Genomic DNA, 23,398 nt, shown 5'->3' with positions numbered 1-23,398 from the left:
CGCCGCACCGGCTCCCGCCGGTAGGATCGGCCTCGTATGTGTGAGCTCACCCCGCCCCTGGAAAGCGCGCCGGACGCGCACCCGTTCACGACCGCGACCGGGAGCGACGTCCGCGTCCGCTTCTGCCCCTCGCCGACCGGGACCCCGCACGTCGGCCTCATCCGCACCGCCCTGTTCAACTGGGCGTACGCGCGCCACACCGGCGGCACGTTCGTCTTCCGCATCGAGGACACGGACGCCGCCCGCGACAGCGAGGAGAGCGTGGAGCAGATCCTCGACGCGCTGCGCTGGCTGAAGCTCGACTGGGACGAGGGCGTCGGAGTCGGCGGCCCGCACGGCCCGTACCGGCAGTCCGAGCGCACCGATGTCTACCTCGACGTGATCGCGCGCCTTACGGCCTCGGGGCACCTCTACGAGAGCTACTCCACGGCCGAGGAGATCGACGCGCGCAATGAGGCGGCCGGCCGCGCGAAGCAGCACGGGTACGACAACCACGACCGCGACCTCACCGAGGAGGAGCGCGCCGCCTTCCGCGCCGAGGGCCGCGCCCCGGCGCTGCGCCTGCGCGTGCCGGACGCCGACCTGTCCTTCGACGACCTGGTCCGCGGCCCGATCACGTTCCCCGCGGGCTCCTTCAGCGACTTCGTCGTGGTGCGCCCCAACGGCCAGCCGCTCTACACGCTGGTGAACCCGGTCGACGACGCGATCATGCAGATCACCCACGTGCTGCGCGGCGAGGACATCCTGCCCTCGACCGCCCGGCAGATCGCGCTGTACCACGCGCTGATCGACATCGGAGTGACGACCTTCGTCCCGCGCTTCGGGCACCTCCCGTACGTGATGGGCGACGGCAGCAAGAAGCTCTCCAAGCGCGACCCGTCCTCGAACCTCTTCCACCACCGCGACCGCGGCTTCATCCCGGAGGGCCTGGTCAACTACCTCGCCCTGCTCGGCTGGTCGCTCACGCACGACCGCGACGTCTTCTCGATCGACGAGATGGTCGCCGCCTTCGACGTCGCCGACGTGAACCCCAATCCGGCCCGCTTCGACCTCAAGAAGGCCGAGTCGATCAACGGCGATCACATCCGCCTCCTGGCCGTCGACGACTTCACCGAGCGGACGATCCCGTACCTCGTGGCGGCCGGAGTGCTCGCGGGCGAGCCGACCGCCGAGCAGCGCGCGGTGCTCGACGCCGCCGCACCCCTCGTGCAGGAGCGGATCGGCCTGCTGGGGGAGGCCCCCGGCATGCTCGGGTTCCTCTTCACCGCGTCCGACGCGCTCGAGTACGACGAGGACGCGCTGAAGGGCCTGCCCGCGAACGCCGGCGAGGTGCTCGCCGCCTCGATCGGCGCCCTCGAGCTCGTCCCCGCGTCCGAGTGGCTGACGGCCTCGATCCAGGAGGCGCTCGCCTCCGCGCTGATCGAGGGCCTCGGCCTCAAGCCCCGCATCGCCTACGGGCCGCTGCGCACCGCGGTCTCCGGACGCCGCGTCTCGCCGCCGCTGTTCGAGTCCATGGAGATCCTCGGCAAGCAGGAGTCGATCGCCCGCCTCGACCGCCTGGGCGCTCACCTCGGCGCCTCCCGGCAGGCCTGACCGTGGCGGAGACGGTCGGCGGACGATACGACGTCGTCGTGATCGGCGGGGGCCCCGCCGGGCTCTCCACCGCGCTCAACCTCGTCCGGGCGCGCCGGAGCGTGCTTCTGCTCGACAGCAACCGCCCGCGGAACGCCGCGACCCTGCACTCGCACGGGTTCCTCACCCGCGACGGCATCTCGCCGCTCGAGCTGCGCCGCCTCGGCCGCGAGGAGTTCGAGCGCTACGAGGCCGCCGAGGTGCACAACGCCCTCGTCACGTCGGTCGAGCGCTCCGGCGGCGAGTTCGTGGTCGGCGCGCGCGGCGTGCGCGGCAGCGCGGACCGCTCCGTCGTCGCCACCGCCGTCGTGGTCGCCGCGGGGCTCCTCGAGACGCCGCCCGCGCTCCCGAGCCTGCGCGCCTACTACGGCACCGCCGTGCACAGCTGCATGGAGTGCGACGGCTACGAGAAGGCGGGGGAGGCGCTCGCCCTGATCGGCGAGACCGACGACCTCGCGGAGCGGGCCATGCTCCTCTCGCAGTGGTCGACCGACCTGATCGTCTTCACCAACGGCGTCGGGACGGTGAGCGACGCCGACGAGTCGCTGCTCGCCTCCATCGGCATCCGGGTCGACCGGCGCCCGGTCGCCGACCTCGCCGGGGAGCGCGCCGAGATGACCGGCGTCCGCCTCGTCGACGGCGACGTCGTGCCGCGCACCGGCGCGTTCGTCCGCCCCGTCTGGACGCCCGCGCTGGACTACCTGGACGCGGCCGGCCCCGACCGCGACGCCGACGGTTTCCTCCGCGTCGACGCCGGTGGCCGCACGTCCGTCCCCGGCCTCTACGCCGCCGGCGAGGTCACCCCTCCCGGCCCGCAGCAGCTGATCGTCGCCGCCGGATCGGGCGCCCAGGTCGCCTCCGCGATCAACCGCGACCTCGTCCGCGCCCGCCTCGGCGAGGCCGCCCCGGAGTCCGAGGGCAGCGTCGTCCGCGGCTCGATTTGAGCGGGATGCCCGCGTAGGGTACTGTCGTCTCTCGGCGCTCGGGTCTCGATCCGGTCGCCGCCTGGTCCCGGGATCACCTCCGGATGACCATTGGGGTATGGTGTAATTGGCAACACGGCTGATTCTGGTTCAGTTGTTCTTGGTTCGAGTCCAGGTACCCCAGCACTGATCTCCTCCGCGGCACTCCGCGCGACGCCCTCGTTCGTGGCGTCCTCCTCCGGGCCCGCCCCCTCGTGATCCGCTCTCGGCGGCGTCCGCAGTATCCCCCCTCCGGCCGACGCGGCCGTCCGAGGCGCTGTGACACGATGGAACCTGTACGTCTCTCAGGTACCCGCGTCGCGCGGGTCGGACGAAAGGTCGCCCGCCCATGGAACCGGATCTCCTCTGGATCGTCCTCGCCGGAGTCGCCGTCGGCGCACTCCTGCTGATCGCCCTCATCGGCTTCTTCCTCTTCCGCGCCTGGTACCAGGTGCCGCAGGCCGACGAGGCGATCGTGATCGTCGGGAAGAAGCAGAAGGGCGAGGACGGCCTCACCTCGAACATGACCGTCATCACCGGCGGCGGCGCGTTCGTGAACAAGCTGACCCAGCGGTCCGACCGCATCTCGCTGCGCTCCCGCCAGATCAAGATGGAGCCGGTCGCGCAGACCAAGAACGGCGTGACCATCCACCTCGCGGGCGTCGCCCTGGTCAAGATCGGGTCCACGGCCGACCAGGTCCGCGCCGCCGCCGAGCGCTTCGCGTCGCAGGACCAGTCCATCGACGTCTTCACGACCGAGCAGCTCGAGGGCGCCCTCCGCGGCGTCGTCGCGAAGCTCAGCGTCGAGGAGGTCATGCAGGACCGGCAGAAGCTGGGAGACGAGATCGCCGAGGGCATCAAGGGCGACCTGCTCGCCCAGGGCCTCGTCCTCGACTCCTTCGCCATCCAGGGCGTCACCGACCGCAACGGCTACATCGAGGCGCTCGGAGCGCAGGAGATCGAGCGCGTCCGCCGCGAGGCCGACGTCGCGCGGATCAACGCGGCCCGCGAGGTCAAGGCTCGCCAGCTGGCCACGGACGAGGCGAACCTGATCGAGCAGACCGCCTACGACAAGAACACCGCCGCCGCGAAGTCCGAGGTCGGCCGCGCCAACGCCGAGGCCGAGCAGGCCGAGAACCTGGCCCGCGCCGAGCGCGAGCAGGCCGTCCTCGTGCAGCGCGCCGAGAACCGGCAGGCCGAGCTCGACGCCGACGTCAAGCGCGTCGCGGACGCCGAGAAGTACCGCCGTCAGACCGAGGCCGACGCCGACGCCTACGGACGCGAGAAGAAGGCCGAGACGGACCGCCAGGTCGCGCAGCAGGTCTCGGACGCCGAGGCGTACGCCGTCCAGCGCCAGGCGGAGGCGCGCCAGGCGTCCGCCGCCGCCGAGGCCGCCGCCGTGAGCGCCCGCGCCGAGGCCGAGGCCCACGCACTGCGGGCCAAGGCGGGCGCAGAGGCCGAGGCGCTGCGCGCGAACGCGACCGCCGAGGCGGAGGCCATCCGCGCGAAGGGCGAGGCGAGCGCGGCGGCCATCGCGGCCGAGGCGGAGGCGCTCCGCGAGAATCAGGAGGCGATCCTGGGTCGCGAGCTCATCGGGCAGCTGCCCTCGCTCATGGCCGAGTTCGCGAAGGGCTACCAGAACGTCGGCTCGGTGACGCTGATCGGCGGCGACACCGCCGGCACCCACATCGCGCGCGAGCAGGCGGCGGGTCTCGCCGCGACGTTCGACAGCGTCAAGTCGGCGACCGGCGTCGACCTCGGCGCGATCCTCCAGGGCCAGGCCTTCGGCCGGGGGATGGCGACCGGCGGCACCGTCGTTCCGACCGGCGCGTCGGTGGCGACGGGATCGGGTGACGCCCCGCGTCCGTCCGGCACCGGCGACCCGACCGCCGTCGCCTCCACGAGCTGACCGCAGGGTCCCGCCGATCCCCGGCGGTTCCACCACTGCCGCCGCCGTGCTCGTCGGTGGGCGCCCGTCGGCGTCCGCCCTCGAGCACGGCGTGCGGCGTTCTGCGCGACCGGGTCGTGCCACTGCCCGGCGTCGAGCGGCCCCGCTCAGACCAGCGGCTTGCGCATCTGCGGGGACGTCGTCTCGTAGCCGAGCGACTCGTACAGAGCCCGCGCGGCGGTGTTGAAGCCGAACACGTTCAGCGCGAGGGCGGAGCCGCCCTGGGAGCGGACGTGCGACTCCGCGAGCAGCATCGCCGCCCGGCCGAGGCCGCGGCCGCGCTCGGCGGCGTCGATCTGCACGTCCCAGACGTACCCGACGCCCTCGAGTCCGCTCGGGTGCGGGCCGAGCCAGAGCGACCCGACCGCGCGGCCGTCCTCGGAGACGAGGAGCACGTCGTGCCCGGCGGCGGGGGAGCCGCCCGGGAAGTACTTCTCGTACGAGGCGTCGGCGTTGCGCGTCGCGGCCGCCTCGTCGTCGCCCGCCCGCATCCGGTCCTCGATGTACGCCGAGCGCTGGACCCGCATCCAGGCGGCGAGAGCGGCGGCGGGCATCGGCTCGAGCGTGACGGTCATAGCCTCACGATCCCACTCCTCACCGCCCCCCGCGATCGATCCGCCGCGGACGGCCCGCAGGGGATCCGCGGACGGGCCGCTCGCGACGGATCGCCGCCGGCCCGGATCAGTCCGGGGTCCGCTCCGCGTGCTTCCGCTTCCCCAGGCGGGTGGCGAGGAACAGCAGCGTCCCCACGACCACGTAGCCCGCTGTCGCCAGCCAGACCACGCCCGTCTGCTGCGTCAGCAGCACCACGCTCGCGATGGTCGCGAGCACCGGCACCACCCGCGGCACGGAGTAGTGGGCGTGGTCGACGCGGTCCTTCTTCAGCACCAGCACCGACACGTTCGCCGCGATGAACACCAGCAGGAGCAGCAGCACCGTCGTCTCGGCGAGCGTGCCGACGTCGCCGATCAGGCTGAGCAGCATCGTCACTCCGCCGACGACCACGATCGACACCCACGGCGTGCGGCGGCCCGGCAGCACCTTCCCGAAGGCGCTCGGCAGCAGCCCGGAGGTGGCGAGTCCGAAGCCGACCCGCGACGCCATCACCATGAACAGCAGAGCGCCGTTCGCGATGGCGACGAGCGCGATCAGGCCGAACAGCCACGGCGGCACCGCCACTCCGCTCGCCGCGACCACGTCCAGCAGGGGACCGCTGGAGGCCGCGAGCTCGTCGTTCGGCAGCACGATCACGGCGCCGAGCGCGATCAGGAGGTAGACCACGGCGGCGGTGATCAGCGCCCCGAAGAGGGCCCGCGGGTAGACCTTCGAGGGGTTCCGCACCTCCTCGGCCATGTTCGCCGCGGCCTCGAAGCCGAGGAACGAGAAGAAGGCGACGATCGAGGCGGCGAACGCCCCCTGCAGCGGAGCGACGTCGGGGTTGAACTCGAGCACGCGGGAGGCGTCGCCGTCGCCGGAGCCGAAGAAGACCGCGGCGCAGACGATGACGATGACCAGTCCGCTCACCTCGATCACCGAGGCGACCAGGTTCGCGGTCAGCGACTCCTTCACACCGCGCAGGTTCACCAGGGTGAGGATCGCGATGAAGACGATCGCGGTGGGGATCGGCGGCACGTCCAGCAGAGCCCCGAGGTAGTCGCCCGCGAACGCGTTCGCCAGGGAGGCGGCCGTCGTGATGCCGGAGGCCATCATCAGGAAGCCGATCAGGAACGAGAGGTACGGCTGCCCGAACGCGCGGTCCACGTAGCGCGCCGCCCCTCCGGCGTGCGGGTACTTGGTGATCAGCTCGGCGTACGTGCCCGCGGTGAGCAGGGCGACGACCAGCGCGATCAGCAGCGGCAGCCAGATCACGCCGCCCACGTCCTCGGCCATCGTGCCGACCAGGGTGTAGATGCCGGCGCCGAGTGTGTCGCCCACGATGAAGGCGAACAGCAGCGGCCCGGTGATCACCCGCTTGAGCGACGTCTTCCCGGGAGCGGTCTCGGCGGTGTCCGTCGTGTCGGTCATCCGGACACTCCACCGAAGCGAGGGGTTCGAGCGCAAGCCTCGCCGCCCGATCGCTGCGAGATTTCTCATCATCGGGACCCGTGTGGCAGGGGCCCGGGCGGCGAGGCCTCCCACCGCGCGCTGATCCCGGGACTCGGGCGATCGGCCGTATCAGAGCGAGCGGACCCGGTGCGCACAGGGTGAGCAGGGGGCGGCCGCGCGTGCCGCCGCGCGCCCGCACTGGGTAGGCTGGAGCGCTTCGTCGTGAGTGGAGCGGTCGCGGAGGAATCATGGGCAAGAAGCGCAACCAGGGACGATCCGGAGGCGGTCAGGGCGGGTCCGGCGGTCAGGGCGGCGGCCGCACGGCCGAGACCGCGCTGATGGTGCGGTTCCGCAGCTGGTACCGCTCGCACCTCGCCGAGGTGGGAATGCAGCACGAGCACCTCGAGGCCGACGAGGCCGTCGAGGTGTTGACCGACCTCTTCGCGATGACCCGCGACCTGCGCCCGCGCGGCTCCTTCGCCCAGCCCGACGCCGAGCTGCTCGAGGCCGTCTTCGACCAGATCGAGGCCGACCTGTCGGGGGAGGAGAGCGAGGCCGACCTCGACGACACCCTCTTCACCGTCGCCGAGGTCGTCGAGCACTTCCTCGACTTCCTCACCGACGAGGACCTCTGGACCGGCACCGACGAGGAGCTGGACGAGTGCCAGGCCGTCCTCGACGAGGTCCTCGACCTCGCCGGCTCCTTCGTGGAGGCCGTGCTCGACGACCTCGCCGAGCTCGACGAGGTCCCGGCCGAGGAGCAGCTCTCCGCCGTGCGCGCCACCGCTCTCGTGCACGCCGCCGACGTCGTGGTCGAGCACCTCGCCGCCGACGACGGCGCGACCCTCACCGAGCGCGCCGCCCGCGAGATCGCGGTCGAGGCGGGCATCTCCTCCGCGGGATCCACCCCGAGCGACGACTCCGTCCGCATCCCGGTCTCGGCCTGGTGGGACGCGCTGGTCGGCTCGGCCGTGCTCGAGCAGGAGGGATCCGCCGCAGGTCTCGGCGAGGCCGCCGTGCTCTGGCGCAGCTCCGACGCGCACGAGGCCGCCGCCGAGCGCATCGCCTACGTCGCCCGCTTCCTCGAGCAGTGGATCCTCAGCGCCCAGACCGCGCTGGCGGCCGCCGACACCGAGGACGGCGCCTTCTCTCCGGAGCAGCGCGCGGTCACCACCACCGACGCCGTGCTGGTCCGCATCGCGGTAGCCTGCCAGGCCGAGATCCACCCGGGCCTGGTCGTCGGCGAGCTGGTCGACGAGCTGGCAGCCGACTCCGGAGTCTCGCTCGACGAGGCCCTCGACGAGCGCGAGCGCATGGTCGGCACGGCCGAGCGGATGCTCGACGACACCGCCGAGCTCGGGCTGCTGCTGCACTCGCCCGAGTTCGGCTACGCGGTGCCGGAGGGCCTGGCGCCCGTCCTCGCCTCCGTCGTCCGCGCGACGGTCGTCCTCCTCGGAGAGCGCGAGGCCACCCGCCTCGAGATCCTCGACGAGGGGACCCAGGACACGGCGACGGCCTACGCGCTCCACGTCGCCCTGCTCGGGACCAAGCCCGTCGTCTGGCGGCGCCTCGAGCTCTCCTCCGAGTCGTCGCTGCGCGATCTGCACCTCGCGCTCCAGCTCTCGCTGGGCTGGACCGACGCGCAGCCGCACTACTTCAGCGTGGGCGTGCCCGATGAGGAGCAGGCTCCGATCGGCTCGCCGTCCGACGCGGAGGAGTTCGGCGCCGACCTCGTGGACGAGGCGGGCGTCGCGCTCGCCGAGGTGCTCGAGCAGGAGCAGGACGAGCTCTTCTACGTCTACGACCTCGAGGACGAGTGGCGCCACGTGATCCGTCTGGAGTCGATCGCGCCGCTGTCGTCGGCTCTGCCGCGCTGCACGGGCGCGCGCGGCGCGGCTCCGCTCGACGTGCCGGGAGGCCCCGCGGCCTGGGCCGACACGGTGCGGGCGGCGACCGACCCGTCCTCGGCCGACCACGCGGAGGCGCTCGAGGCTCTCGGCCTCGCCGCCGGAGCCTCGTTCGATCCGGCCGCGGTCGACGTCGACGGCATCAATCGCTCGCTCGGACTCCTGCGCTCCGCGGTCTGACGCCCCGCCGGAGGGCATCACCGGAGGAGGCCCCCGCTCCCGCTCACGCCGGGCGGCGGGGGCCTCCTCCGGTGCGGGGCGTCACGGGGTGAGCAGCAGCTTGCCGATGTGGCCGGAGGAGCGCATCACGTCGTGCGCCCGCTCGGCCTCGGCGAGCGGGACCACCTCGTCCACCACCGGTCGCACCGTCCCGGCGGCGACCAGCGGCCAGACCTCCGCGCGCACCTGCGCGACGATCGCGCGCCGCTCCTCCAGGGGCCGGGCGCGGAGGGTCGTGGCGTGCACCGCCCCGCGCTTGCGCATCAGCACCCCGAGGTCGAGCGAGCCCAGCGCACCGGACTGGTTGCCGATGAACACCACGCGCCCGCCCACGGCCAGCGCCTCCAGGTCTCGGGCCAGGTAGTCGCCGCCGACGGGGTCGAGGATCACGTCGACGCCGCGCCCGCCGGTCGCCTCCCGGATCCGCTCGACGAAGTCCTCCTCGTGGTAGTCGATCAGGACGTCGGCCCCGAGCGCGCGGCACGCCTCGAGCTTGCGGGGGCTGCCGGCCGTGACGGCGACGCGGGCGCCGAGGGCGGCGGTGATCTGGATGCCCGTGGTCCCGATCCCGCTCCCGCCGCCGTGGAGGAGGACGGTGTCGCCGGATCCGAGCCCGGCCACCATCACGAGGTTCGACCAGACGGTGGACGTCGTCTCCGGGAGGGCGGCGGCCGAGACGAGGCCGACGCCGTCCGGCACCGGCAGCACCAGGCCCGCGTCGACCGCGACGTACTCGGCGTAGCCGCCGCCGGAGAGCAGCGCGCAGACCTCGTCGCCCTCCGCGAACCCGGTCGCGTCCTCGCCGAGCGCGACGACCGTGCCGGACACCTCCATCCCGAGGATCTCGGAGGCGCCGGGCGGCGGCGGGTAGACCCCGCCGCGCTGGCCGAGGTCGGCGCGGTTGACGCCGGCGGCCGCCACGCGGACGAGGACCTCGCCGGGTCCGGGGGAGGGCGTCGGCACCTCCTCCAGCACGAGTCGGGAGTCGGGGCCGGGGTTCTCGATGCGGATCGCCTGCATGAGGGGGATGCTACGCCGCGGGCCTCGGCGCTCGCGGTGCTCCCGTCCGGCGAGGGGCCGGCTCAGCGCTGCTCCGCCAGGAACGCCAGCACGGCGTCCTTGAAGCCCCGCGCGGGCACGGTGCTGGTGTGGTCGCGGCCGGGGACGCTCACGAACCGCGCCCCCGTCTCCGCCGCCAGCAGCTCTCCGCCGGGAGCGATCGGATCCGCGCCGCCGGTCACGAGCAGCGTCGGCAGGTGGGGATGCCGCCCGTGCTCCGGGTGCGCCCCGCCGCGGACGCCGTCGGCCACCGCCACCAGCGCTGCGAGGTCGTTGCCCTGCACGCCCTCCGCCATGCCGATGAAGGCGCGGGTGAAGCCGTCGTCGATCTCGCCGCCGGAGGCGACGCGGGCCCGGGCCGCCTCCGCGTCGAAGGAGCGGAGGGGCTCGCCCACCGTCAGCCCGCCGAGGCTCAGCGATGCGATCCGCTCCGGGTGCTCGAGCCCCAGCACCCAGCTCATCCGGGCGCCGAGGGAGTACCCGAGCACGTGGGGCGCGTCGAGGTCGTAGGAGTCGAGCACCCGCACCAGGTCGGCCACCATGGCGTCCACGCTGTAGGAGTCGGAGTGGTGCGGCTTCTCGCTCGCGCCGTGCCCGCGCTGGTCGAGCGCCACGACGCGGTACCCGGCCCGGTGCAGCGTCCGCAGCCAGCCCGACGTCTCCCAGTTGAGCACGGCGTGGGAGGCGAAGCCGTGCACGGCGAGGACGGTCGGGGCGCTCTCCTCGCCGACGGAGTAGGTGGCCAGCCGCACTCCGTCGTCGGCCACGACGTACACGGGCGGAGGGAAGGCGATCACTCCACCACCCTGCCCGCCGCCGCGGGGTCGAGGGGGCACCGCGCCGCGGACACGCCGGGGCAGCCCCAGGAGCGGGGAGCCGTGCGGGCCGGGGTGCCCCGACGGTCAGCGCGGCGGGCGGGTGGAGCGGGCGAAGGGCACGGCGATCCAGAGGCGCACGGTGCGTCCCCGGCCGGACCGGATCCCGAGGACGACGCACAGCACGAGGTTGAGCACGGCCAGCGCGAGGATCGCCGAGATGGTCGCGAGCGGCCAGCCGGCGCCGAGCGAGTCGCGCACCGACACCAGGGCGAGGTGCAGCGGGACCAGCATCATCTGGAGCGCGAGGTAGGTGAGCTGCCAGTTGACGGCGACCAGCCCGTTGCGGTCGCTGAGGGTGCCGATCCGCCGCCGCGACCCCCACACCATCACGGTCGCCGTGAGGGAGATCACGGGGGAGATCACCACGAAGCCGGCGAGCGCCGAGAGCCCGGCGAACCAGACGGCCCGGGCGCCCTTGCGGTCCCGGGTGCGGTGCCGCAGCTCGTCGTCGTCCATCGTCGCCGCCTCCTCGCGCCGGGACCAGTCTCGCACCCGCCCCCGCGTCGAGGCGGGGGATCGCCCCCGAGTTCCGGGGGTTCCCCGGATGGGGCGGGTCCGGGCTCGTCCGTAGCGTGGAGGCATCGCCGGAGCACACCGGCAGCACCGCCGGCCCGCCCGGCGGGATCGCATCCCGCCGGGCGACCGGCACCCGAGAAGGAGCACACCGTGACCACCGACGACCGCACCGCCCGCCTCTCCACCCCCGCCGACGAGCAGCCGACCGTGGACCTGGGCGCGACCGCCGTCCTCACCGAGGAGCGGCCGTCCGCCGGGGAGCGCCCCGCCGCCGAGGATCAGGCTGGTGAGCGAGAACGGGGTCGAGGGCGCCGCGGCGCTCGCCCCGGCGCCCTCGACCCCGTTCTCGCTCACCAGCCTGATCCTCGGCGTCACCTCCGTCTTCTTCGGACTGACCGTGATCGCTCCGGCCGCGGGCCTCGTCTTCGGCATCCTGGGCCTGCGGAGGGAGCCGACCGGCCGCACGCTCTCGATCTGGGGCATCGTGCTCAACTCCGTCATGCTCGGCCTCGTCCTGCTCTTCGCGATCGCCGTGCTCGTCGTGGTCGTGCTCGTGCCGCTCGCGGCCCTCGCGTCGGGCAGCGACTACCGCTGATCCGCCGCTTCCCGCGTCCCGCGCCTCCTGTCCGCTCCGGCGGCGGGAGGCGCGGTCGTTCCGCGCCCGCCGAGCGGACGCTCCGCGCCCGCGTCCGCCGCCGCCCCGTGCCCCGGCGATAGGCTGGCCGCGCAGTTCGCGAGCCCCCTGCACCCTCCGGGGCCGCACGACGACAGCAACGGAGCTGGACGTGACCCTCGCACCGAGCACCCTCCCCGACCGCGACCCGGAAGGCAGAGCCCTGGACGACACCGAGACCCCCGCCACGCGCACCGAGAGCGACTCCCTCGGCTCGATGGAGATCCCCGCCGAGGCCTACTGGGGCATCCACACGGCACGGGCCCTCGACAACTTCCCGATCTCGAAGCGCCCCATCTCGATCTACCCCGATCTCGTCCGGTCCCTCGCCACGGTCAAGCTCGCGGCCGCCCGGGCGAACACCGAGCTCGGCAGCCTCGCCCCCGCCAAGGCCGAGCTGATCGAGACCGCGTGCCGCCGCATCATCGACGGCGAGTTCCACGACCAGTTCGTGGTCGGGGTGATCCAGGGCGGCGCCGGCACCTCGACGAACATGAACGCGAACGAGGTCGTCGCCAACGTCGCACTCGAGATCGGCGGCTTCGAGCGGGGCGACTACGCCCACCTGCACCCGCTCGACGACGTCAACCGCAGCCAGTCCACCAACGACGTCTACCCGACCGCGATCAAGATCGCGATGACCTGGTCGCTGCGCCGCCTGCTCGACGAGCTGGCGCTGCTGCGCGAGTCGTTCTCCCGCAAGGCGGTCGAGTTCGGCAGCGTCCTGAAGGTCGGCCGCACGCAGCTGCAGGACGCGGTGCCGATGACGCTCGGCCAGGAGTTCCACGGCTTCGCGACGACCCTCGGCGAGGACCACGCCCGTCTCTCCGAGACCATCTGGCTGCTCGCCGAGGTCAACATCGGAGCCACCGCGATCGGCACCGGCATCACCGCCGATCCGCGCTACGGCGCGGCCGCGGTCCGCCACCTCAACGAGATCACCGACCTCGACCTCGAGATGGCGCAGGACCTCGTCGAGGCGACGAGCGACACCGGCGTCTTCATGTCGTTCTCGAGCGCGCTCAAGCGCTCCGCGATCAAGCTGTCCAAGATCTGCAACGACCTGAGGCTCCTCTCCTCGGGCCCGCAGGCCGGCTTCGGTGAGATCAACCTGCCTCCGCGCCAGGCGGGATCCAGCATCATGCCCGGCAAGGTGAACCCGGTCATCCCCGAGGTGGTCAACCAGGTCGCCTACTCGGTGGCCGGGGCCGACGTCACGGTCACGATGGCGGCCGAGGCGGGTCAGCTCCAGCTCAACGCCTTCGAGCCGGTGATCGCGCACTCGCTGCTGCAGAGCATCACCTGGATGACGCAGGCCTGCAAGACGCTCCGCGAGAACTGCATCGACGGCATCACCGCGAACGTCGACCGGCTCGAGGCCATGGTCGCCTCCTCGGTCGGGGTCGTGACGGCGCTCACGCCGAGCATCGGCTACACCGCGTCCGCCGCCCTCGCGAAGGCCGCCCTCGCGACCGGCCGCAACATCGCCGACCTGGTGGTCGAGGCGGGGCTGATGTCCCGCGAGGAGGTCATGCGGCTGATCTCGCCGGCGCGGCTCTCGGGCATCGAGGCGATGACCGCGGCGCTCCCGATCATCGACCCCGCACCGGAGGCGTGACCGCGGCCGCGAAGCGCGCCCCGGCGTAGCTGCGCCAGGGCGCCCAGCGGCGCCCGGCCTCGGCCAGCGCGCGCTCGCCCGTGGACAGGCCGAGCGCCGCCGCGCCCCGCCGGAGCGCGGGATCCCCGGTGAGCAGGACGTCGGGATCTCCGGTCGCCCGCTGCGCCACCTCGGCCGCCGTGGCCGCGTCGATCCCGGGGACCGCCAGCAGCTGCTCGGCGAGCTCCTCCCGGTCGGCGTCGAGCCGCAGGGCTCCCTCGGCGAGCAGCGTGCAGGTCCGCACCAGCACGTCGGCGGATCCGCAGAGCACGTCGGCTGCGTGCTCGGCGATCACCGCGGGGGAGGGGAAGGCGCGTGCGATCGATCCGCTCACCACGGACTCCGGGAGCGTCGCGCCGAGCGCCGCGACCAGCCGTGCGGCCTCCCGCCGGCCGAGCAGCGCGCGCACCAGCGTCTCGGCCGGGTCGACGGAGCCGGGCACGCGGACACCGGGGCGGGCGGCGACGCTCGGAGCGAGTGCGGGATCGGCCGCGAGGGCCTCGTCCACGGCGCGGGCGTCCGCGTCCAGGTCGAGCAGCCGCCTCACCCGGGCGACCAGCGGCCCGACGTCGGCGACGGAGACGAGCGTCGCGCTGCAGCGGACGCTCTCCCCGTCCGCCGCCAGCCGGATCAGCGCCGCGCCCCCGGGCAGGACGAGCGAGCGCGCGTAGCCGCCGGGGGACGCCTCCTCGATGCCCGGGAGCGCGGTGCCGCCGAGCACGTCGAGCACCCCGGGATCGAACGGAGCCCGCACTGCCAGCCGGAGCTCCAGCGTGGTCGCGCCGTCGTGGACGCTCGCCTCGGAGCGCGTGCCGCGGGCCGAGGCGCGCAGGGCCGTCGGGGTCCGCTCGTACACCTCCGCCAGGGTCGCGTTGAACTGCCGGATGCTCGTGAAGCCGGCGGCGAAGGCGACGTCGGACACGGGGAGGTCGGTGCTCGTGAGCAGGAGCCGGGCGGTCTGGGCGCGCTGGGCGCGCGCGAGCGCCAGCGGAGGCGCGCCCAGCTCCTCGCGCAGGATGCGGCCGAGGTGGCGCGCGCCGTAGCCGAGCCGTGCGGCCAGCCCCTCGACCCCCTCGCGGTCGACCACTCCGTCTGCGATCAGCCGCATGGCGCGCGCCGCCGTGTCGTCGCGCAGGTTCCACTCGGGGGAGCCGGGGACGGCGTCCGGCAGGCAGCGCTTGCAGGCGCGGAGCCCCGCCTCGTGCGCGGCGGCGGCCGTCGGGTAGAAGCGCACGTTCGCGCGCCGCGGTGTGATGGCGGGGCAGCTCGGACGGCAGTAGATGCCGGTGGAGTGCACGCCGGTCAGGAACCGCCCGTCGAACCGGGAGTCGCGGGAGGCGACGGCGCGGTAGCGCTCCTCGAAGAGCGGATCGGAGTCGGGCACGCCTCGAGCCTCGCACGCGGCGACGTCGAGCAGGAGCGGGAATCGGACACGGGCGTCCGCGCCCCGGCCCTCCTCCACGCGCCCGGCGCGTGTCAACCGCCGACAGCGCACCCCGCCCGTGCCCTACTGTCGGCCCCATGAGCGCCTATCCGCCGCCCGCACCGCCCGCCACCGCCCGCCCCTCCGTCGTGCCGACCGTGCTCGGCTCGATCGGCGTGGCGCTCCTCGGGATCCTGCTGCTGCTCGTGCTCGCCTACGTGGTCCTCGGACTCGGCGTCAGCGCCGCGGGGATCTGCGCGGTCATCGCCCTCGTCCCGCTGACCGTGGTCCTGCTGGGCGTCCGATGGGTCGACCGGTGGGAGCCGGAGCCCGCGCTGGGCCTGTGGTTCGCGTTCCTCTGGGGCGCGGCCGGGTCCGTCGCGATCGCGCTCCTGGTCGACCTCGGCGTGCAGATCGCCGTCTACGCGTCCGGGCAGCAGCCGAGCGGATCCGACTTCGTCGGCGCCGTGATCCAGGCGCCGCTGGTCGAGGAGACGGCCAAGGGGATCGGCGTCCTGCTCGTCCTGCTGATCTGGCGCCGGACCTTCGACGGACCCGTCGACGGCATCGTCTACGCGGCCGTCGTCGCCTCCGGGTTCGCCTTCGTCGAGAACATCCTCTACTTCGGCAGCGCGCTCGTGGAGGGCGGTCTCGGCTCGCTCGCCGTGACCTTCTTCCTCCGCGGGGTGCTCTCGCCCTTCGCGCACGTGCTCTTCACCGCCTGCACGGGCGCGGCCCTCGGCTTCGCCTCGAACCGGCCCGCCGTCGCGCGGCTGCCCATCGCCCTGCTCGGGCTGGCGCTCGCCGCGTTCCTGCACGCGCTCTGGAACGGCTCGTCGTTCCTGGTGTCCGACTGGTTCGGCTTCTACGGCGTGGTCCAGGTGCCGCTGTTCGCGGTGGCCGTGGTCGTCGTGGTGCTGCTGCGCCGGCAGGAGCGGCGCGTGACGCTCCAGCGGCTCGACGACTACGCCGTCGCCGGCTGGCTCTCGCCGGCCGAGGTGCGGATGATCGGCACCGCGGAGGGGCGCCGCACCGCCGCCCGCTGGGCCCGGAGCGCGGGAGGGGACCGGCCGCGGGCGATGCGGGACTTCCTCCGCTCGGCGACGAGGCTCGCGCACCACCGGCAGCACCTGCTGCTGGGCCGCGGCGGACGCACCGGAGCGGGCGACGAGCAGGTCCTGCTCGACGAGCTCGTCGCCCGCCGGGCGGTGCTCACCCGCTGAGCCGGGGCCGCCCCCGCTCAGCCCCGGCGCGCTAGGCGGAGGCGCTGCGCACGCGGCGCTCGCCGGCCGTCACGGGCACGCCGAGCCGGTTCTGCGCGGGCGGCAGCGGGCAGTTGTAGTGGGGCGAGAAGCCGCACGGCGGGATGTACGCCCGGTTGAAGTCCAGGAGCACCGGACCGGGGGTGCCCGCGTCGGCCGCGCCGCCGATCCGCTGCACGACGAGGAAGCGGCCGACGGGGTAGCTCGCGAGCTCCGGGTCGTCGCTGCGGTTGGTCGGGTCGCCGAACGGGACGAGGAGCGTGCCGCCGTCGTCGAACGCCGCGACCGTGTACTCGCGGGCGCGCCCGTCGTCCACGAGCGAGAAGGTGATGTCGCCGGGCACGACGAGCTCGCGGGTGGCGCCGTTGTCGCGCAGGTGCTCGAACGGGACCGTGCGATCCTCGGCGACCGGCTCGAACCACGCCTCGAGCACCCAGGCGGCGTCGAACGGGAAGGTCTCGATGGCGTCGAAGGAGCGGATGCCGTCGGAGGCCGCGTCCCAGACGCGGTAGCCGTACTCGGGCTCGCCGGTGTCGAGGTTCTCGCGGCGCATCCGCGTCAGGGTCGCCGAGGGGCCGTAGCCGGCCAGCGCCTGCTCGTCGTCGGCGCTCTCGCCGGGCTCGAGCCAGCGCGTCTCGACGAGGGCGAGATCGCCCCGGGGTCCGGTGACGCGCTCGACGCGTCGGGCGAGCCACGACTCCCAGCCGGCGCGTGCCGACTCCGTGAGGTCGATCGAGGCGCGGGAGGGGGCGGTGACGCTGCTGCTCGGAGTGGCCATGGGGCGTGCAACGCGGGGCCGTCCGGTTCTCTTCCCGGTCGATGACCGGACGGAGGACGGGCACCCGCGAGAAAGAGCTCGACGCCCTGCGGCAGCGGCAGGGCCGGCTGCTCGGACGGGGCGTCGAGCTCTTCGTGAGAGAGAGGATGCTCCTCCGCGGCGCCGAGCGCAAGAGGCATCCGGATCCCGCTGTCGGGACGGGCCGCTTCGGATCGCTCGGTAGACTGGACCGCCTGTTTTCCCGCGGCCCCCGGAGCGCATCCCGCGCCTCCCGGCCCGCGGCGGCGGACCCTCGGAAGGCGGACGATGACGGACGGCAGCACTGTGCAGGCCACCGAGCTCTCTCGGGAGCGCGACTACGTGGCGGCGCTCTACGCCCGCCTCGACGAGCTGATCGCCCAGGCCCGCGAGGCTCTGGACACCGTCCGCATCGAGAGCGTCGGCGGCAACCACCAGAGCCGCTCCGAGCGCGACGCGTACGCGCGGCTCTACGAGGACCGCATCCGCTCGCTCACCGGCGCCGACGACCGGCTCGCCTTCGGCCGGCTGACGCTCGCGGACGCCGACGCCGAGCACCGCTACATCGGCCGGATCGGCCTGCGCGACGAGGAGCAGGACACGCTGCTGCTCGACTGGCGCGCCCCGCAGTCGGCCGCGTTCTACCAGGCCACCGCCGCCCGGCCGATGGGGACGCGCGCCCGGCGCCACCTCACCACTCGGGGCCGCGAGGTCCTCCGCTTCGAGGACGAGGTCTTCGACGAGGAGCTGCTGCGCGAGGGCACCGTGCTGCAGGGCGAGGGCGCGCTCATGGCGGCTCTCGGCGCGCAGCGCACCGGCCGGATGCACGACATCGTCGCGACCATCCAGAGCGAGCAGGACCGCATCATCCGGTCCGAGCTGCGCGGCGTGCTCGTCGTGCAGGGCGGGCCGGGCACCGGCAAGACCGCGGTCGCCCTGCACCGGGCCGCCTACCTCCTCTACTCCTACCGAGACCGCATCGCCTCCTCCGGCGTGCTCGTGGTCGGCCCCTCGCGGTCCTTCCTCCGCTACATCGAGGCGGTGCTGCCCTCGCTCGGCGAGACGGGCGTCGTCCTCTCGACGCTCGGCCAGCTCTACCCGGGCCTCGACCTCGTCGAGGAGGACGTGCCCGCGGTCGCCCGCGTGAAGGGCTCGGCGCGGATGGCGGAGCTGCTCAAGCGCGCGGTCCGCTCCCGCCAGACCGTCCCGGCCGAGACCCAGGTGCTCGACGTCAACGGCGAGAAGCTCCGTCTGGAGCCGCAGGACGTGGAGCGCGCGATCACCCGGGCGCGCGACACCCGCAAGCCGCACAACGAGGCGCGCGTCTCCTTCGTCAAGACGCTGCTCTCGCAGCTCACCCGCCAGCTCGCCGATCAGCTGCGGAGCCACGGCAGCACGGTCGACGAGGCCGACGAGGCGGTGCTGCGCGAGGACGTGCGGACCGCCCACGACGTCCGCGTCGCTCTCAACACCGCGTGGATCCCGCTGACCCCCGAGAAGCTGCTGCAGGACCTCTACGCCCGTCCGAACTGGTTCGCGACCCTCACGCCGCGCTGGACCGCCGCGCAGCGCTCCCTCCTCCGCCGAGACCGCGACGCTCCGTTCACGGTCTCCGACGTACCGCTGCTCGACGAGGCCGCGGAGCTGCTCGGCGCCTACGACGACCACGCCGACGCCTCGAAGAAGGCCGAGAAGGAGCAGCGCAAGCGCGACGTCGAGAACGCGGAGGCCGCCATCCGCAACATGGGCGTCGACGGCCTCGTCAACGCCAAGGACCTCGCGGCCGGCTTCGCCGAGCGCTCGGTGCTCGGCACCACCGCCGAGCGGGCCGCGGCCGACCGCACCTGGACCTACGGGCACGTCGTGGTCGACGAGGCGCAGGAGCTCTCGCCGATGCAGTGGCGGGTGCTGCTGCGCCGCTGCCCGATGCGCTCGTTCACGATCGTGGGCGACGTCGCGCAGGCGTCCGGCGCCTCCGCCGCCTCGAGCTGGGACGCCGCGCTCCGCGACACCTTCGGCCGCCAGGGCCGGGGAGTGGAGGCGGCGCCGTGGCGCCTGGAGGAGCTGACGGTCAACTACCGCACGCCCGCGCAGATCGTCGCCTTCGCCGAGCGGACGGCGCGCGAGAACGGGCTGGAGATCACGCCGGGGGAGGCCGTGCGCTCCACCGAGTGGCCGGTGCGGACGATCCGCGATCGCGGCGACGCGAGCCTCTCGGAGCGCGTGCTGGCGGCCGTCGTCGAGGACCGGGCGATCGAGGCGGAGGGGACGCTCGCGGTCATCGCGCCCGACGACGACCTCGCCGCGGTCGCCGAGCGCCTCGAGGAGCGGTTCGGCCGGGAGGTGGGCCGCGGAGCGACCGGGCTCGACCGCGCGATCGCCGTGCTGTCGACGAACGACGCCAAGGGGCTCGAGTTCGACTCCGTGATCATCGCCCGCCCTCGCCTCATCGCGCAGACCGGCGAGCGCGGCGCCGCATCGCTCTACGTCGCGATGACCCGGCCGACGCAGCGCCTCACGCTCGTGGAGTGAGTGCTCGCAGCCCGCTCCCAGACTCCGCTCCCGAGCGCCGTAGGATCGAGGCATGAGCAGCGAGAACCTGACCAAGCCCGAGGTCGACGCCCCTGAGGGCCCGGCCCCCGACACCCTCGTCGTCGAGGACATCGTCGTCGGCAACGGCGCCGAGGCGCAGCCCGGCTCGACCGTCGAGGTCCACTACCTCGGCGTCGAGTACGACACCGGCGAGGAGTTCGACTCCTCCTGGAGCCGCGACCAGTCGATCAACTTCCCCCTCAACAACCTCATCCGCGCCTGGCAGCAGGGCATCCCGGGGATGAAGGTCGGCGGCCGCCGCAAGCTGATCTGCCCGCCCGCGCTGGCGTACGGCCCGGCCGGTGGAGGGCACCCGCTCTCCGGCAAGACCCTGATCTTCGTGATCGACCTGCTCGGCACCAAGTAGCTCCGAGCACACGACGAAGGCGCAGCTCCTAACGGGGCTGCGCCTTCTTCACGCGGTCGACCAGCTCGCGCCAGGCTCCGTCGAGCTCGGTCTCGCCGAGGCGGACGTGGTGCGTCTGCACGCGGATCTCGTAGACGAAGCGGTCGGCCCGGCCGGGGGACTCGCCGTCGGCGGCGTCCCAGGGGAGCGAGCCGAGCAGGTCGCGCCACGCGCCCTCGTCGGGCTGCTGCTCGACGTCGACCCGCCACACCCGGCGGAGGCCGGCGACTCCGCCGCTGCGCGACACGATGACGTCCATGCGCGCGATGCTACCCGCCTCCGCCCTCGATCGGACCGGCTCAGGCGGACAGCGTCACGCCGACCGTCGTCCAGCCGGTGCGCACGGCGGCTTCGACCTCGGAGCCGGATCCGTAGCGCTCGGCGGCGGCCTGCACGGTGAGCGCCGCGAACGCCTCGAAGTCGGCCGTCGCGGTGAGGACGCCCCCGGTCAGCACGTCGTACCAGACCTGCCCTGCGCGCTCCCACGCCTTCCCGCCGAGGGTCGTCGCCGCCACGGCGAACGCGCGGTTGGGAATCCCCGAGTTGATGTGCACTCCGCCGTTGTCGTCGTCGGTCTCGACGTAGTCGGCCATCGAGCCCGGCTGCGGGTCGGAGCCGAGGACGTCGTCGTCGTACGCGGTGCCGGGGGCGATCATCGACCGCAGGGCCGTGCCCTGCACCTCGTCGGTGAAGAGCCCCTCGCCGATCAGCCAGCTCGCCTCATCGGCGCTCTGGCCCGCGCCGTACTGCTCCAGCAGGGCTCCGAACACGTCCGAGACCGACTCGTTGAGCGCTCCGGACTGGCCGCGGTAGACGAGGTTCGCCGTGTACTCGGTGATGCCGTGGGCGAGCTCGTGGCCGATCACGCTCTGCGACACGGTGAAGCGGCGGAACACCTGGCCGTCCCCGTCGCCGAAGACCATCCGCGAGCCGTCCCAGAAGGCGTTGTCGTAGTCGTCGCCGAAGTGCACGGTCGCGTCGAGCGGCAGCCAGGCGTCGTCGATCGAGTCGCGGCCGTACGCACCCTGCAGGAAGGCCGACATCGCGCCGAGGCCGTCGTACGCCTCGTCGACGGCCGCGTCCCCCGTGGCCGCCTCGCCCTCGCGGCGGACGACCGTGCCGGGCAGGGTCTCCTCGGTCCGCGCGTCCGCGATGGTGCGCTGGAGCGACTGCACGCGGGTGCGCGGCGAGGACGTCGCGGCGGCGGTCGGCGCCCCGCGGTCGGGCGCGGGCTCTCCGGGCCGGACGCGCCGGAACGGCACGTCCTGCTCGAGCGAGCGGCTCGCGGCCCGCGCGGCCCGGGCGAAGGCCGGATCGTCGAGGCGGGCGATGCGGACGAGGAGGTACGGCGGCACGACGGTTCGTCTCATGCCCCGATCCTGGCACCGACGTCCGACACGGTCCCGGGCTCGCCCGGCGGGCCCGCATGCGGTAGCGCCGAGCGGTAGCGTGAGCGCGACGAGCGGTTTCCAGCGATCCGGGGCCAGGCCCCGAGGACGACGAGGGCGGACATGGGCATCATCACGCGGGGCTTCTTCGGCAAGAGGGAGGCGGACCCGGACCTCCCGCCGGGCCAGCACCTCGAGAACGGCTTCCCGGTCCTCTCGATCGGGCCCACCCCGAACATCCACGAGTGGGCCTTCTCCATCGACGGCGGCCCCGCGGGCGTCCGCCGCTGGAACCGGGCGGAGTTCGACGCGCTCCCGCACGAGGACGTCCACACCGACATCCACTGCGTGACCCGGTGGTCGAAGCTCGGCACCAGCTGGCGCGGCGTCTCGGTCGACACTCTGCTGGAGGGCCTGCAGACGGACGCCGGCTTCGTCATGGCGCAGAGCTTCGGCGGCTACACGACGAACCTCCCGCTCGCCGAGATCCGAGGCGGGAGGGCCTGGGTCGTCACCGAGTTCGAGGGGAAGCCCCTCGCGGCCGAGCACGGCGGCCCCGCCCGGCTCCTGGTGCCGCACCTCTACTTCTGGAAGAGCGCGAAGTGGGTGCGGACGCTCCGCCTGATGCCCGGCGACGAGCCAGGCTTCTGGGAGCAGAACGGCTACCACATGCACGGGGACCCCTGGAAAGAGGAGCGCTACTGGTGATGTGGACGGAGGCGGTAGCCGAGACGGTCGCGCCGCTCACGCCCACGTCGCGCCTCCTGGTACTCCGCGTGCCCGGGTGGCCGGGCCACCTGGCGGGGCAGCACCTCGACGTGCGCCTCACCGCGCCCGACGGCTACCAGGCGAGCCGCTCCTACTCGATCGGCGCCCCGGCCGACGGGGAGCGGGTCGAGCTCGCGGTCGAGCGGCTGGACGACGGGGAGGTCTCCCCGTACCTGGTCGACGGACTCGAAGCGGGCGACCGGCTCGAGATCCGCGGTCCGATCGGCGGCTGGTTCGTCTGGCGCCCCGAGCAGGCGGAGCCGGTGCAGCTGATCGCGGGCGGGAGCGGCGTGGTGCCGCTGATGGCGATGGCGCGCGAGCACGCCCGGTCCGGGAGCGCGGCGCGGATGCAGCTGCTCTACTCGGTCCGCTCGCCCGTCTTCGCCTACTACCGCGAGGAGCTGGCGGCGCTCGCCGAGCGGCCGGCCGCGACGGGCGGAGTCGCGGTGGACCACGTCTTCACCCGGGTGGCGCCGGCGGGAGCGGCACGTCCGGCCGGCCGCGTCACTCCGGAGCTGCTCGCCGAGGCGGCTCTGCCGGCCTCGCTCGAGCCGACCGTCTACGTGTGCGGCCCGACCTCGTTCGTCGAGGCCGTCGCCACCGCCCTGGTCGAGCAGGGCCACGCGCCCGAGCGCGTCCGCACCGAGCGCTTCGGCGGCGCCTGACGCCTTTCCCCGCGAGGCGCCGCGCCCCGGCGGCGCCCCGGGGGGAGGGATCACTCGAAGGAGACGGTGCGGTTCTCGCCGATGTCGGGCTGTCCGCCGGTGACGGCGGCCTTGAGGACCTTGAACAGCACGACCGGACGGGGCTCGTCGGTCGCCCACAGCTCGACGGTCTCGGCCTCGACGCGGATCAGCGCGACGGTCGGGTCGTCCTTGCCGTCGGGGAACCAGCCGGCGACGGCCGGGGACCACAGCTCGTCCACCTTCGCCGGGTCGTGCACGACAGTCGCCGAGCCGGCCACCGACAGGTAGCCCTTCTTCGACTCGAACGCGACGTTGACGCTCGGGTTCGCGCGGATGTCGTCGACCTTGGGCGACGGGTCCTGCGTGAAGAACCACAGCTCGCCGTCGAAGTCGATGTCCTGGGCCTTGAGCGGACGGCTGACGAGCTGCCCGGTGGCGTTGACGGTGGTGAGGAGCCCGATCCCGGCGCTCTTCACCATCTCGGTGATCTGCTCGCGGTCGTCGGAGTCGGCGGGAGTGATGTCGGTGTCGGTCATGGTGCCGACGCTACGCGGACCGTGCGCCGCCGCAAGGGGTGGCG

The 23,398-nt window shown here is 73.7% G+C and carries 21 protein-coding genes and 1 tRNA gene; 12 read left to right on the top strand and 10 right to left on the bottom strand.

Going from position 1 to position 23,398, the window contains the following annotated elements:
* Nucleotides 1–36: 36 nt before the first annotated feature.
* The 4 genes from gltX to C5C69_RS02400 all read left to right on the top strand — a co-directional run bounded on the left by gltX (nucleotide 37) and on the right by C5C69_RS02400 (nucleotide 4,503).
* Nucleotides 37–1,593: a glutamate--tRNA ligase gene (gene gltX / locus C5C69_RS02415; RefSeq protein ID WP_104257244.1), complete on the top strand. Its 1,557-nt coding sequence runs from the start codon at nucleotides 37–39 to the stop codon at nucleotides 1,591–1,593.
* A gap of 2 nt (nucleotides 1,594–1,595) precedes the next feature.
* Nucleotides 1,596–2,576 carry an NAD(P)/FAD-dependent oxidoreductase gene (locus C5C69_RS02410; RefSeq protein ID WP_104276156.1) on the top strand — a complete coding sequence of 327 codons (981 nt, stop codon included), beginning with the start codon at nucleotides 1,596–1,598 and terminating at the stop codon, nucleotides 2,574–2,576.
* Between the two features lie 91 nt (nucleotides 2,577–2,667).
* A tRNA-Gln gene (locus C5C69_RS02405) sits at nucleotides 2,668–2,739 on the top strand.
* 204 nt (nucleotides 2,740–2,943) lie between these two features.
* Nucleotides 2,944–4,503 carry an SPFH domain-containing protein gene (locus C5C69_RS02400; RefSeq protein WP_104257243.1) on the top strand — a complete coding sequence of 520 codons (1,560 nt, stop codon included), beginning with the start codon at nucleotides 2,944–2,946 and terminating at the stop codon, nucleotides 4,501–4,503.
* 146 nt (nucleotides 4,504–4,649) lie between these two features.
* Here C5C69_RS02400 and C5C69_RS02395 read toward each other — a convergent pair whose 3' ends face one another.
* Both C5C69_RS02395 and C5C69_RS02390 read right to left on the bottom strand, forming a co-directional pair.
* The gene (locus tag C5C69_RS02395) at nucleotides 4,650–5,117 is read right to left on the bottom strand and encodes an N-acetyltransferase (protein WP_104257242.1); all 468 of its coding nucleotides are present in this window, start codon (nucleotides 5,115–5,117) and stop codon (nucleotides 4,650–4,652) included.
* A gap of 106 nt (nucleotides 5,118–5,223) precedes the next feature.
* Entirely contained in the window at nucleotides 5,224–6,567 is a 1,344-nt protein-coding gene (locus C5C69_RS02390; protein WP_104257241.1) for an APC family permease, read from the bottom strand.
* Between the two features lie 269 nt (nucleotides 6,568–6,836).
* Here C5C69_RS02390 and C5C69_RS02385 point away from each other — a divergent pair, with 269 nt between their 5' ends.
* Nucleotides 6,837–8,675 carry a plasmid pRiA4b ORF-3 family protein gene (locus C5C69_RS02385; protein ID WP_104257240.1) on the top strand — a complete coding sequence of 613 codons (1,839 nt, stop codon included), beginning with the start codon at nucleotides 6,837–6,839 and terminating at the stop codon, nucleotides 8,673–8,675.
* An 81-nt stretch (nucleotides 8,676–8,756) separates the two neighbouring features.
* Here C5C69_RS02385 and C5C69_RS02380 read toward each other — a convergent pair whose 3' ends face one another.
* The 3 genes from C5C69_RS02380 to C5C69_RS02370 form a co-directional block, all read right to left on the bottom strand.
* Nucleotides 8,757–9,734: an NAD(P)H-quinone oxidoreductase gene (locus C5C69_RS02380; RefSeq protein WP_104257239.1), complete on the bottom strand. Its 978-nt coding sequence runs from the start codon at nucleotides 9,732–9,734 to the stop codon at nucleotides 8,757–8,759.
* 62 nt (nucleotides 9,735–9,796) lie between these two features.
* A complete protein-coding gene (locus C5C69_RS02375; RefSeq protein WP_181127009.1) occupies nucleotides 9,797–10,570 on the bottom strand; it encodes an alpha/beta fold hydrolase in 774 nt (257 codons plus the stop codon).
* Between the two features lie 105 nt (nucleotides 10,571–10,675).
* Nucleotides 10,676–11,143 carry a DUF4870 domain-containing protein gene (locus C5C69_RS02370; protein ID WP_181127008.1) on the bottom strand — a complete coding sequence of 156 codons (468 nt, stop codon included), beginning with the start codon at nucleotides 11,141–11,143 and terminating at the stop codon, nucleotides 10,676–10,678.
* Nucleotides 11,144–11,453: 310 nt separating this feature from the next.
* Here C5C69_RS02370 and C5C69_RS02365 point away from each other — a divergent pair, with 310 nt between their 5' ends.
* Together C5C69_RS02365 and C5C69_RS02360 are read left to right on the top strand one after the other, a co-directional pair.
* Nucleotides 11,454–11,762 (top strand): DUF4190 domain-containing protein, encoded by a 309-nt coding sequence (locus tag C5C69_RS02365; RefSeq protein WP_104257236.1) that lies wholly within the window; start codon nucleotides 11,454–11,456, stop codon nucleotides 11,760–11,762.
* A gap of 241 nt (nucleotides 11,763–12,003) precedes the next feature.
* Nucleotides 12,004–13,458 (top strand): aspartate ammonia-lyase, encoded by a 1,455-nt coding sequence (locus C5C69_RS02360; RefSeq protein ID WP_258065257.1) that lies wholly within the window; start codon nucleotides 12,004–12,006, stop codon nucleotides 13,456–13,458.
* Here C5C69_RS02360 and C5C69_RS02355 read toward each other — a convergent pair.
* Nucleotides 13,433–14,881: a DNA-3-methyladenine glycosylase 2 family protein gene (locus C5C69_RS02355; protein WP_181127007.1), complete on the bottom strand. Its 1,449-nt coding sequence runs from the start codon at nucleotides 14,879–14,881 to the stop codon at nucleotides 13,433–13,435. The genes C5C69_RS02360 and C5C69_RS02355 overlap by 26 nt on opposite strands.
* Before the next feature lie 137 nt (nucleotides 14,882–15,018).
* Here C5C69_RS02355 and C5C69_RS02350 point away from each other — a divergent pair, with 137 nt between their 5' ends.
* On the top strand, nucleotides 15,019–16,143 hold the full coding sequence (locus C5C69_RS02350; protein ID WP_104257234.1) for a PrsW family intramembrane metalloprotease: 1,125 nt from the start codon (nucleotides 15,019–15,021) through the stop codon (nucleotides 16,141–16,143).
* A 31-nt stretch (nucleotides 16,144–16,174) separates the two neighbouring features.
* On the opposite strand, the gene C5C69_RS02345 is transcribed toward C5C69_RS02350, so the two are convergent.
* Complete coding sequence (locus C5C69_RS02345) at nucleotides 16,175–16,960, bottom strand: DUF1684 domain-containing protein (RefSeq protein WP_104257233.1); 786 nt, start codon at nucleotides 16,958–16,960, stop codon at nucleotides 16,175–16,177.
* 306 nt (nucleotides 16,961–17,266) lie between these two features.
* Between C5C69_RS02345 and C5C69_RS02340 the strand changes: the two genes are divergently transcribed.
* Both C5C69_RS02340 and C5C69_RS02335 read left to right on the top strand, forming a co-directional pair.
* Complete coding sequence (locus C5C69_RS02340; protein ID WP_104257232.1) at nucleotides 17,267–19,510, top strand: UvrD-helicase domain-containing protein; 2,244 nt, start codon at nucleotides 17,267–17,269, stop codon at nucleotides 19,508–19,510.
* Between the two features lie 52 nt (nucleotides 19,511–19,562).
* Nucleotides 19,563–19,937 carry an FKBP-type peptidyl-prolyl cis-trans isomerase gene (locus C5C69_RS02335; protein ID WP_104257231.1) on the top strand — a complete coding sequence of 125 codons (375 nt, stop codon included), beginning with the start codon at nucleotides 19,563–19,565 and terminating at the stop codon, nucleotides 19,935–19,937.
* Between the two features lie 28 nt (nucleotides 19,938–19,965).
* On the opposite strand, the gene C5C69_RS02330 is transcribed toward C5C69_RS02335, so the two are convergent.
* Together C5C69_RS02330 and C5C69_RS02325 are read right to left on the bottom strand one after the other, a co-directional pair.
* Nucleotides 19,966–20,235 carry a protealysin inhibitor emfourin gene (locus C5C69_RS02330; protein WP_104226281.1) on the bottom strand — a complete coding sequence of 90 codons (270 nt, stop codon included), beginning with the start codon at nucleotides 20,233–20,235 and terminating at the stop codon, nucleotides 19,966–19,968.
* 40 nt (nucleotides 20,236–20,275) lie between these two features.
* The gene (locus C5C69_RS02325; RefSeq protein WP_104257230.1) at nucleotides 20,276–21,346 is read right to left on the bottom strand and encodes a M4 family metallopeptidase; all 1,071 of its coding nucleotides are present in this window, start codon (nucleotides 21,344–21,346) and stop codon (nucleotides 20,276–20,278) included.
* A gap of 141 nt (nucleotides 21,347–21,487) precedes the next feature.
* On the opposite strand from C5C69_RS02325, the gene C5C69_RS02320 reads away from it, so the two are divergent.
* On the top strand, nucleotides 21,488–22,072 hold the full coding sequence (locus tag C5C69_RS02320; protein WP_104257229.1) for a molybdopterin-dependent oxidoreductase: 585 nt from the start codon (nucleotides 21,488–21,490) through the stop codon (nucleotides 22,070–22,072).
* Nucleotides 22,072–22,797, top strand: coding sequence for a ferredoxin reductase (locus C5C69_RS02315; protein WP_104257228.1), 726 nt, complete (start codon nucleotides 22,072–22,074; stop codon nucleotides 22,795–22,797). Before C5C69_RS02320 ends, C5C69_RS02315 begins: the two co-directional genes overlap by 1 nt.
* Nucleotides 22,798–22,847: 50 nt before the next feature.
* Here the strand turns inward: C5C69_RS02315 and C5C69_RS02310 are convergent, their stop codons facing one another.
* Complete coding sequence (locus C5C69_RS02310; RefSeq protein WP_104224818.1) at nucleotides 22,848–23,354, bottom strand: pyridoxamine 5'-phosphate oxidase family protein; 507 nt, start codon at nucleotides 23,352–23,354, stop codon at nucleotides 22,848–22,850.
* Nucleotides 23,355–23,398: the final 44 nt, after the last annotated feature.

Source organism: Rathayibacter sp. AY1C7 (genome assembly GCF_002931865.1).
Classification (GTDB): Bacteria; Actinomycetota; Actinomycetes; order Actinomycetales; family Microbacteriaceae; genus Rathayibacter.
This window is presented reverse-complemented; position numbering and strand designations above follow the sequence as displayed.

What these genes read in the sequence shown, in the direction of transcription:
- C5C69_RS02310 (WP_104224818.1), bottom strand. Translation starts at nt 23,354, where the DNA reads ATGACCGACACCGACATCACTCCCGCCGACTCCGACGACCGCGAGCAG.
- C5C69_RS02350 (WP_104257234.1), top strand. Translation starts at nt 15,019, where the DNA reads ATGAGCGCCTATCCGCCGCCCGCACCGCCCGCCACCGCCCGCCCCTCC.
- C5C69_RS02385 (WP_104257240.1), top strand. Translation starts at nt 6,837, where the DNA reads ATGGGCAAGAAGCGCAACCAGGGACGATCCGGAGGCGGTCAGGGCGGG.
- C5C69_RS02400 (WP_104257243.1), top strand. Translation starts at nt 2,944, where the DNA reads ATGGAACCGGATCTCCTCTGGATCGTCCTCGCCGGAGTCGCCGTCGGC.
- C5C69_RS02325 (WP_104257230.1), bottom strand. Translation starts at nt 21,346, where the DNA reads ATGAGACGAACCGTCGTGCCGCCGTACCTCCTCGTCCGCATCGCCCGC.
- gltX (WP_104257244.1), top strand. Translation starts at nt 37, where the DNA reads ATGTGTGAGCTCACCCCGCCCCTGGAAAGCGCGCCGGACGCGCACCCG.
- C5C69_RS02390 (WP_104257241.1), bottom strand. Translation starts at nt 6,567, where the DNA reads ATGACCGACACGACGGACACCGCCGAGACCGCTCCCGGGAAGACGTCG.
- C5C69_RS02395 (WP_104257242.1), bottom strand. Translation starts at nt 5,117, where the DNA reads ATGACCGTCACGCTCGAGCCGATGCCCGCCGCCGCTCTCGCCGCCTGG.
- C5C69_RS02380 (WP_104257239.1), bottom strand. Translation starts at nt 9,734, where the DNA reads ATGCAGGCGATCCGCATCGAGAACCCCGGCCCCGACTCCCGACTCGTG.
- C5C69_RS02320 (WP_104257229.1), top strand. Translation starts at nt 21,488, where the DNA reads ATGGGCATCATCACGCGGGGCTTCTTCGGCAAGAGGGAGGCGGACCCG.
- C5C69_RS02315 (WP_104257228.1), top strand. Translation starts at nt 22,072, where the DNA reads ATGTGGACGGAGGCGGTAGCCGAGACGGTCGCGCCGCTCACGCCCACG.
- C5C69_RS02335 (WP_104257231.1), top strand. Translation starts at nt 19,563, where the DNA reads ATGAGCAGCGAGAACCTGACCAAGCCCGAGGTCGACGCCCCTGAGGGC.
- C5C69_RS02340 (WP_104257232.1), top strand. Translation starts at nt 17,267, where the DNA reads ATGACGGACGGCAGCACTGTGCAGGCCACCGAGCTCTCTCGGGAGCGC.
- C5C69_RS02330 (WP_104226281.1), bottom strand. Translation starts at nt 20,235, where the DNA reads ATGGACGTCATCGTGTCGCGCAGCGGCGGAGTCGCCGGCCTCCGCCGG.
- C5C69_RS02345 (WP_104257233.1), bottom strand. Translation starts at nt 16,960, where the DNA reads ATGGCCACTCCGAGCAGCAGCGTCACCGCCCCCTCCCGCGCCTCGATC.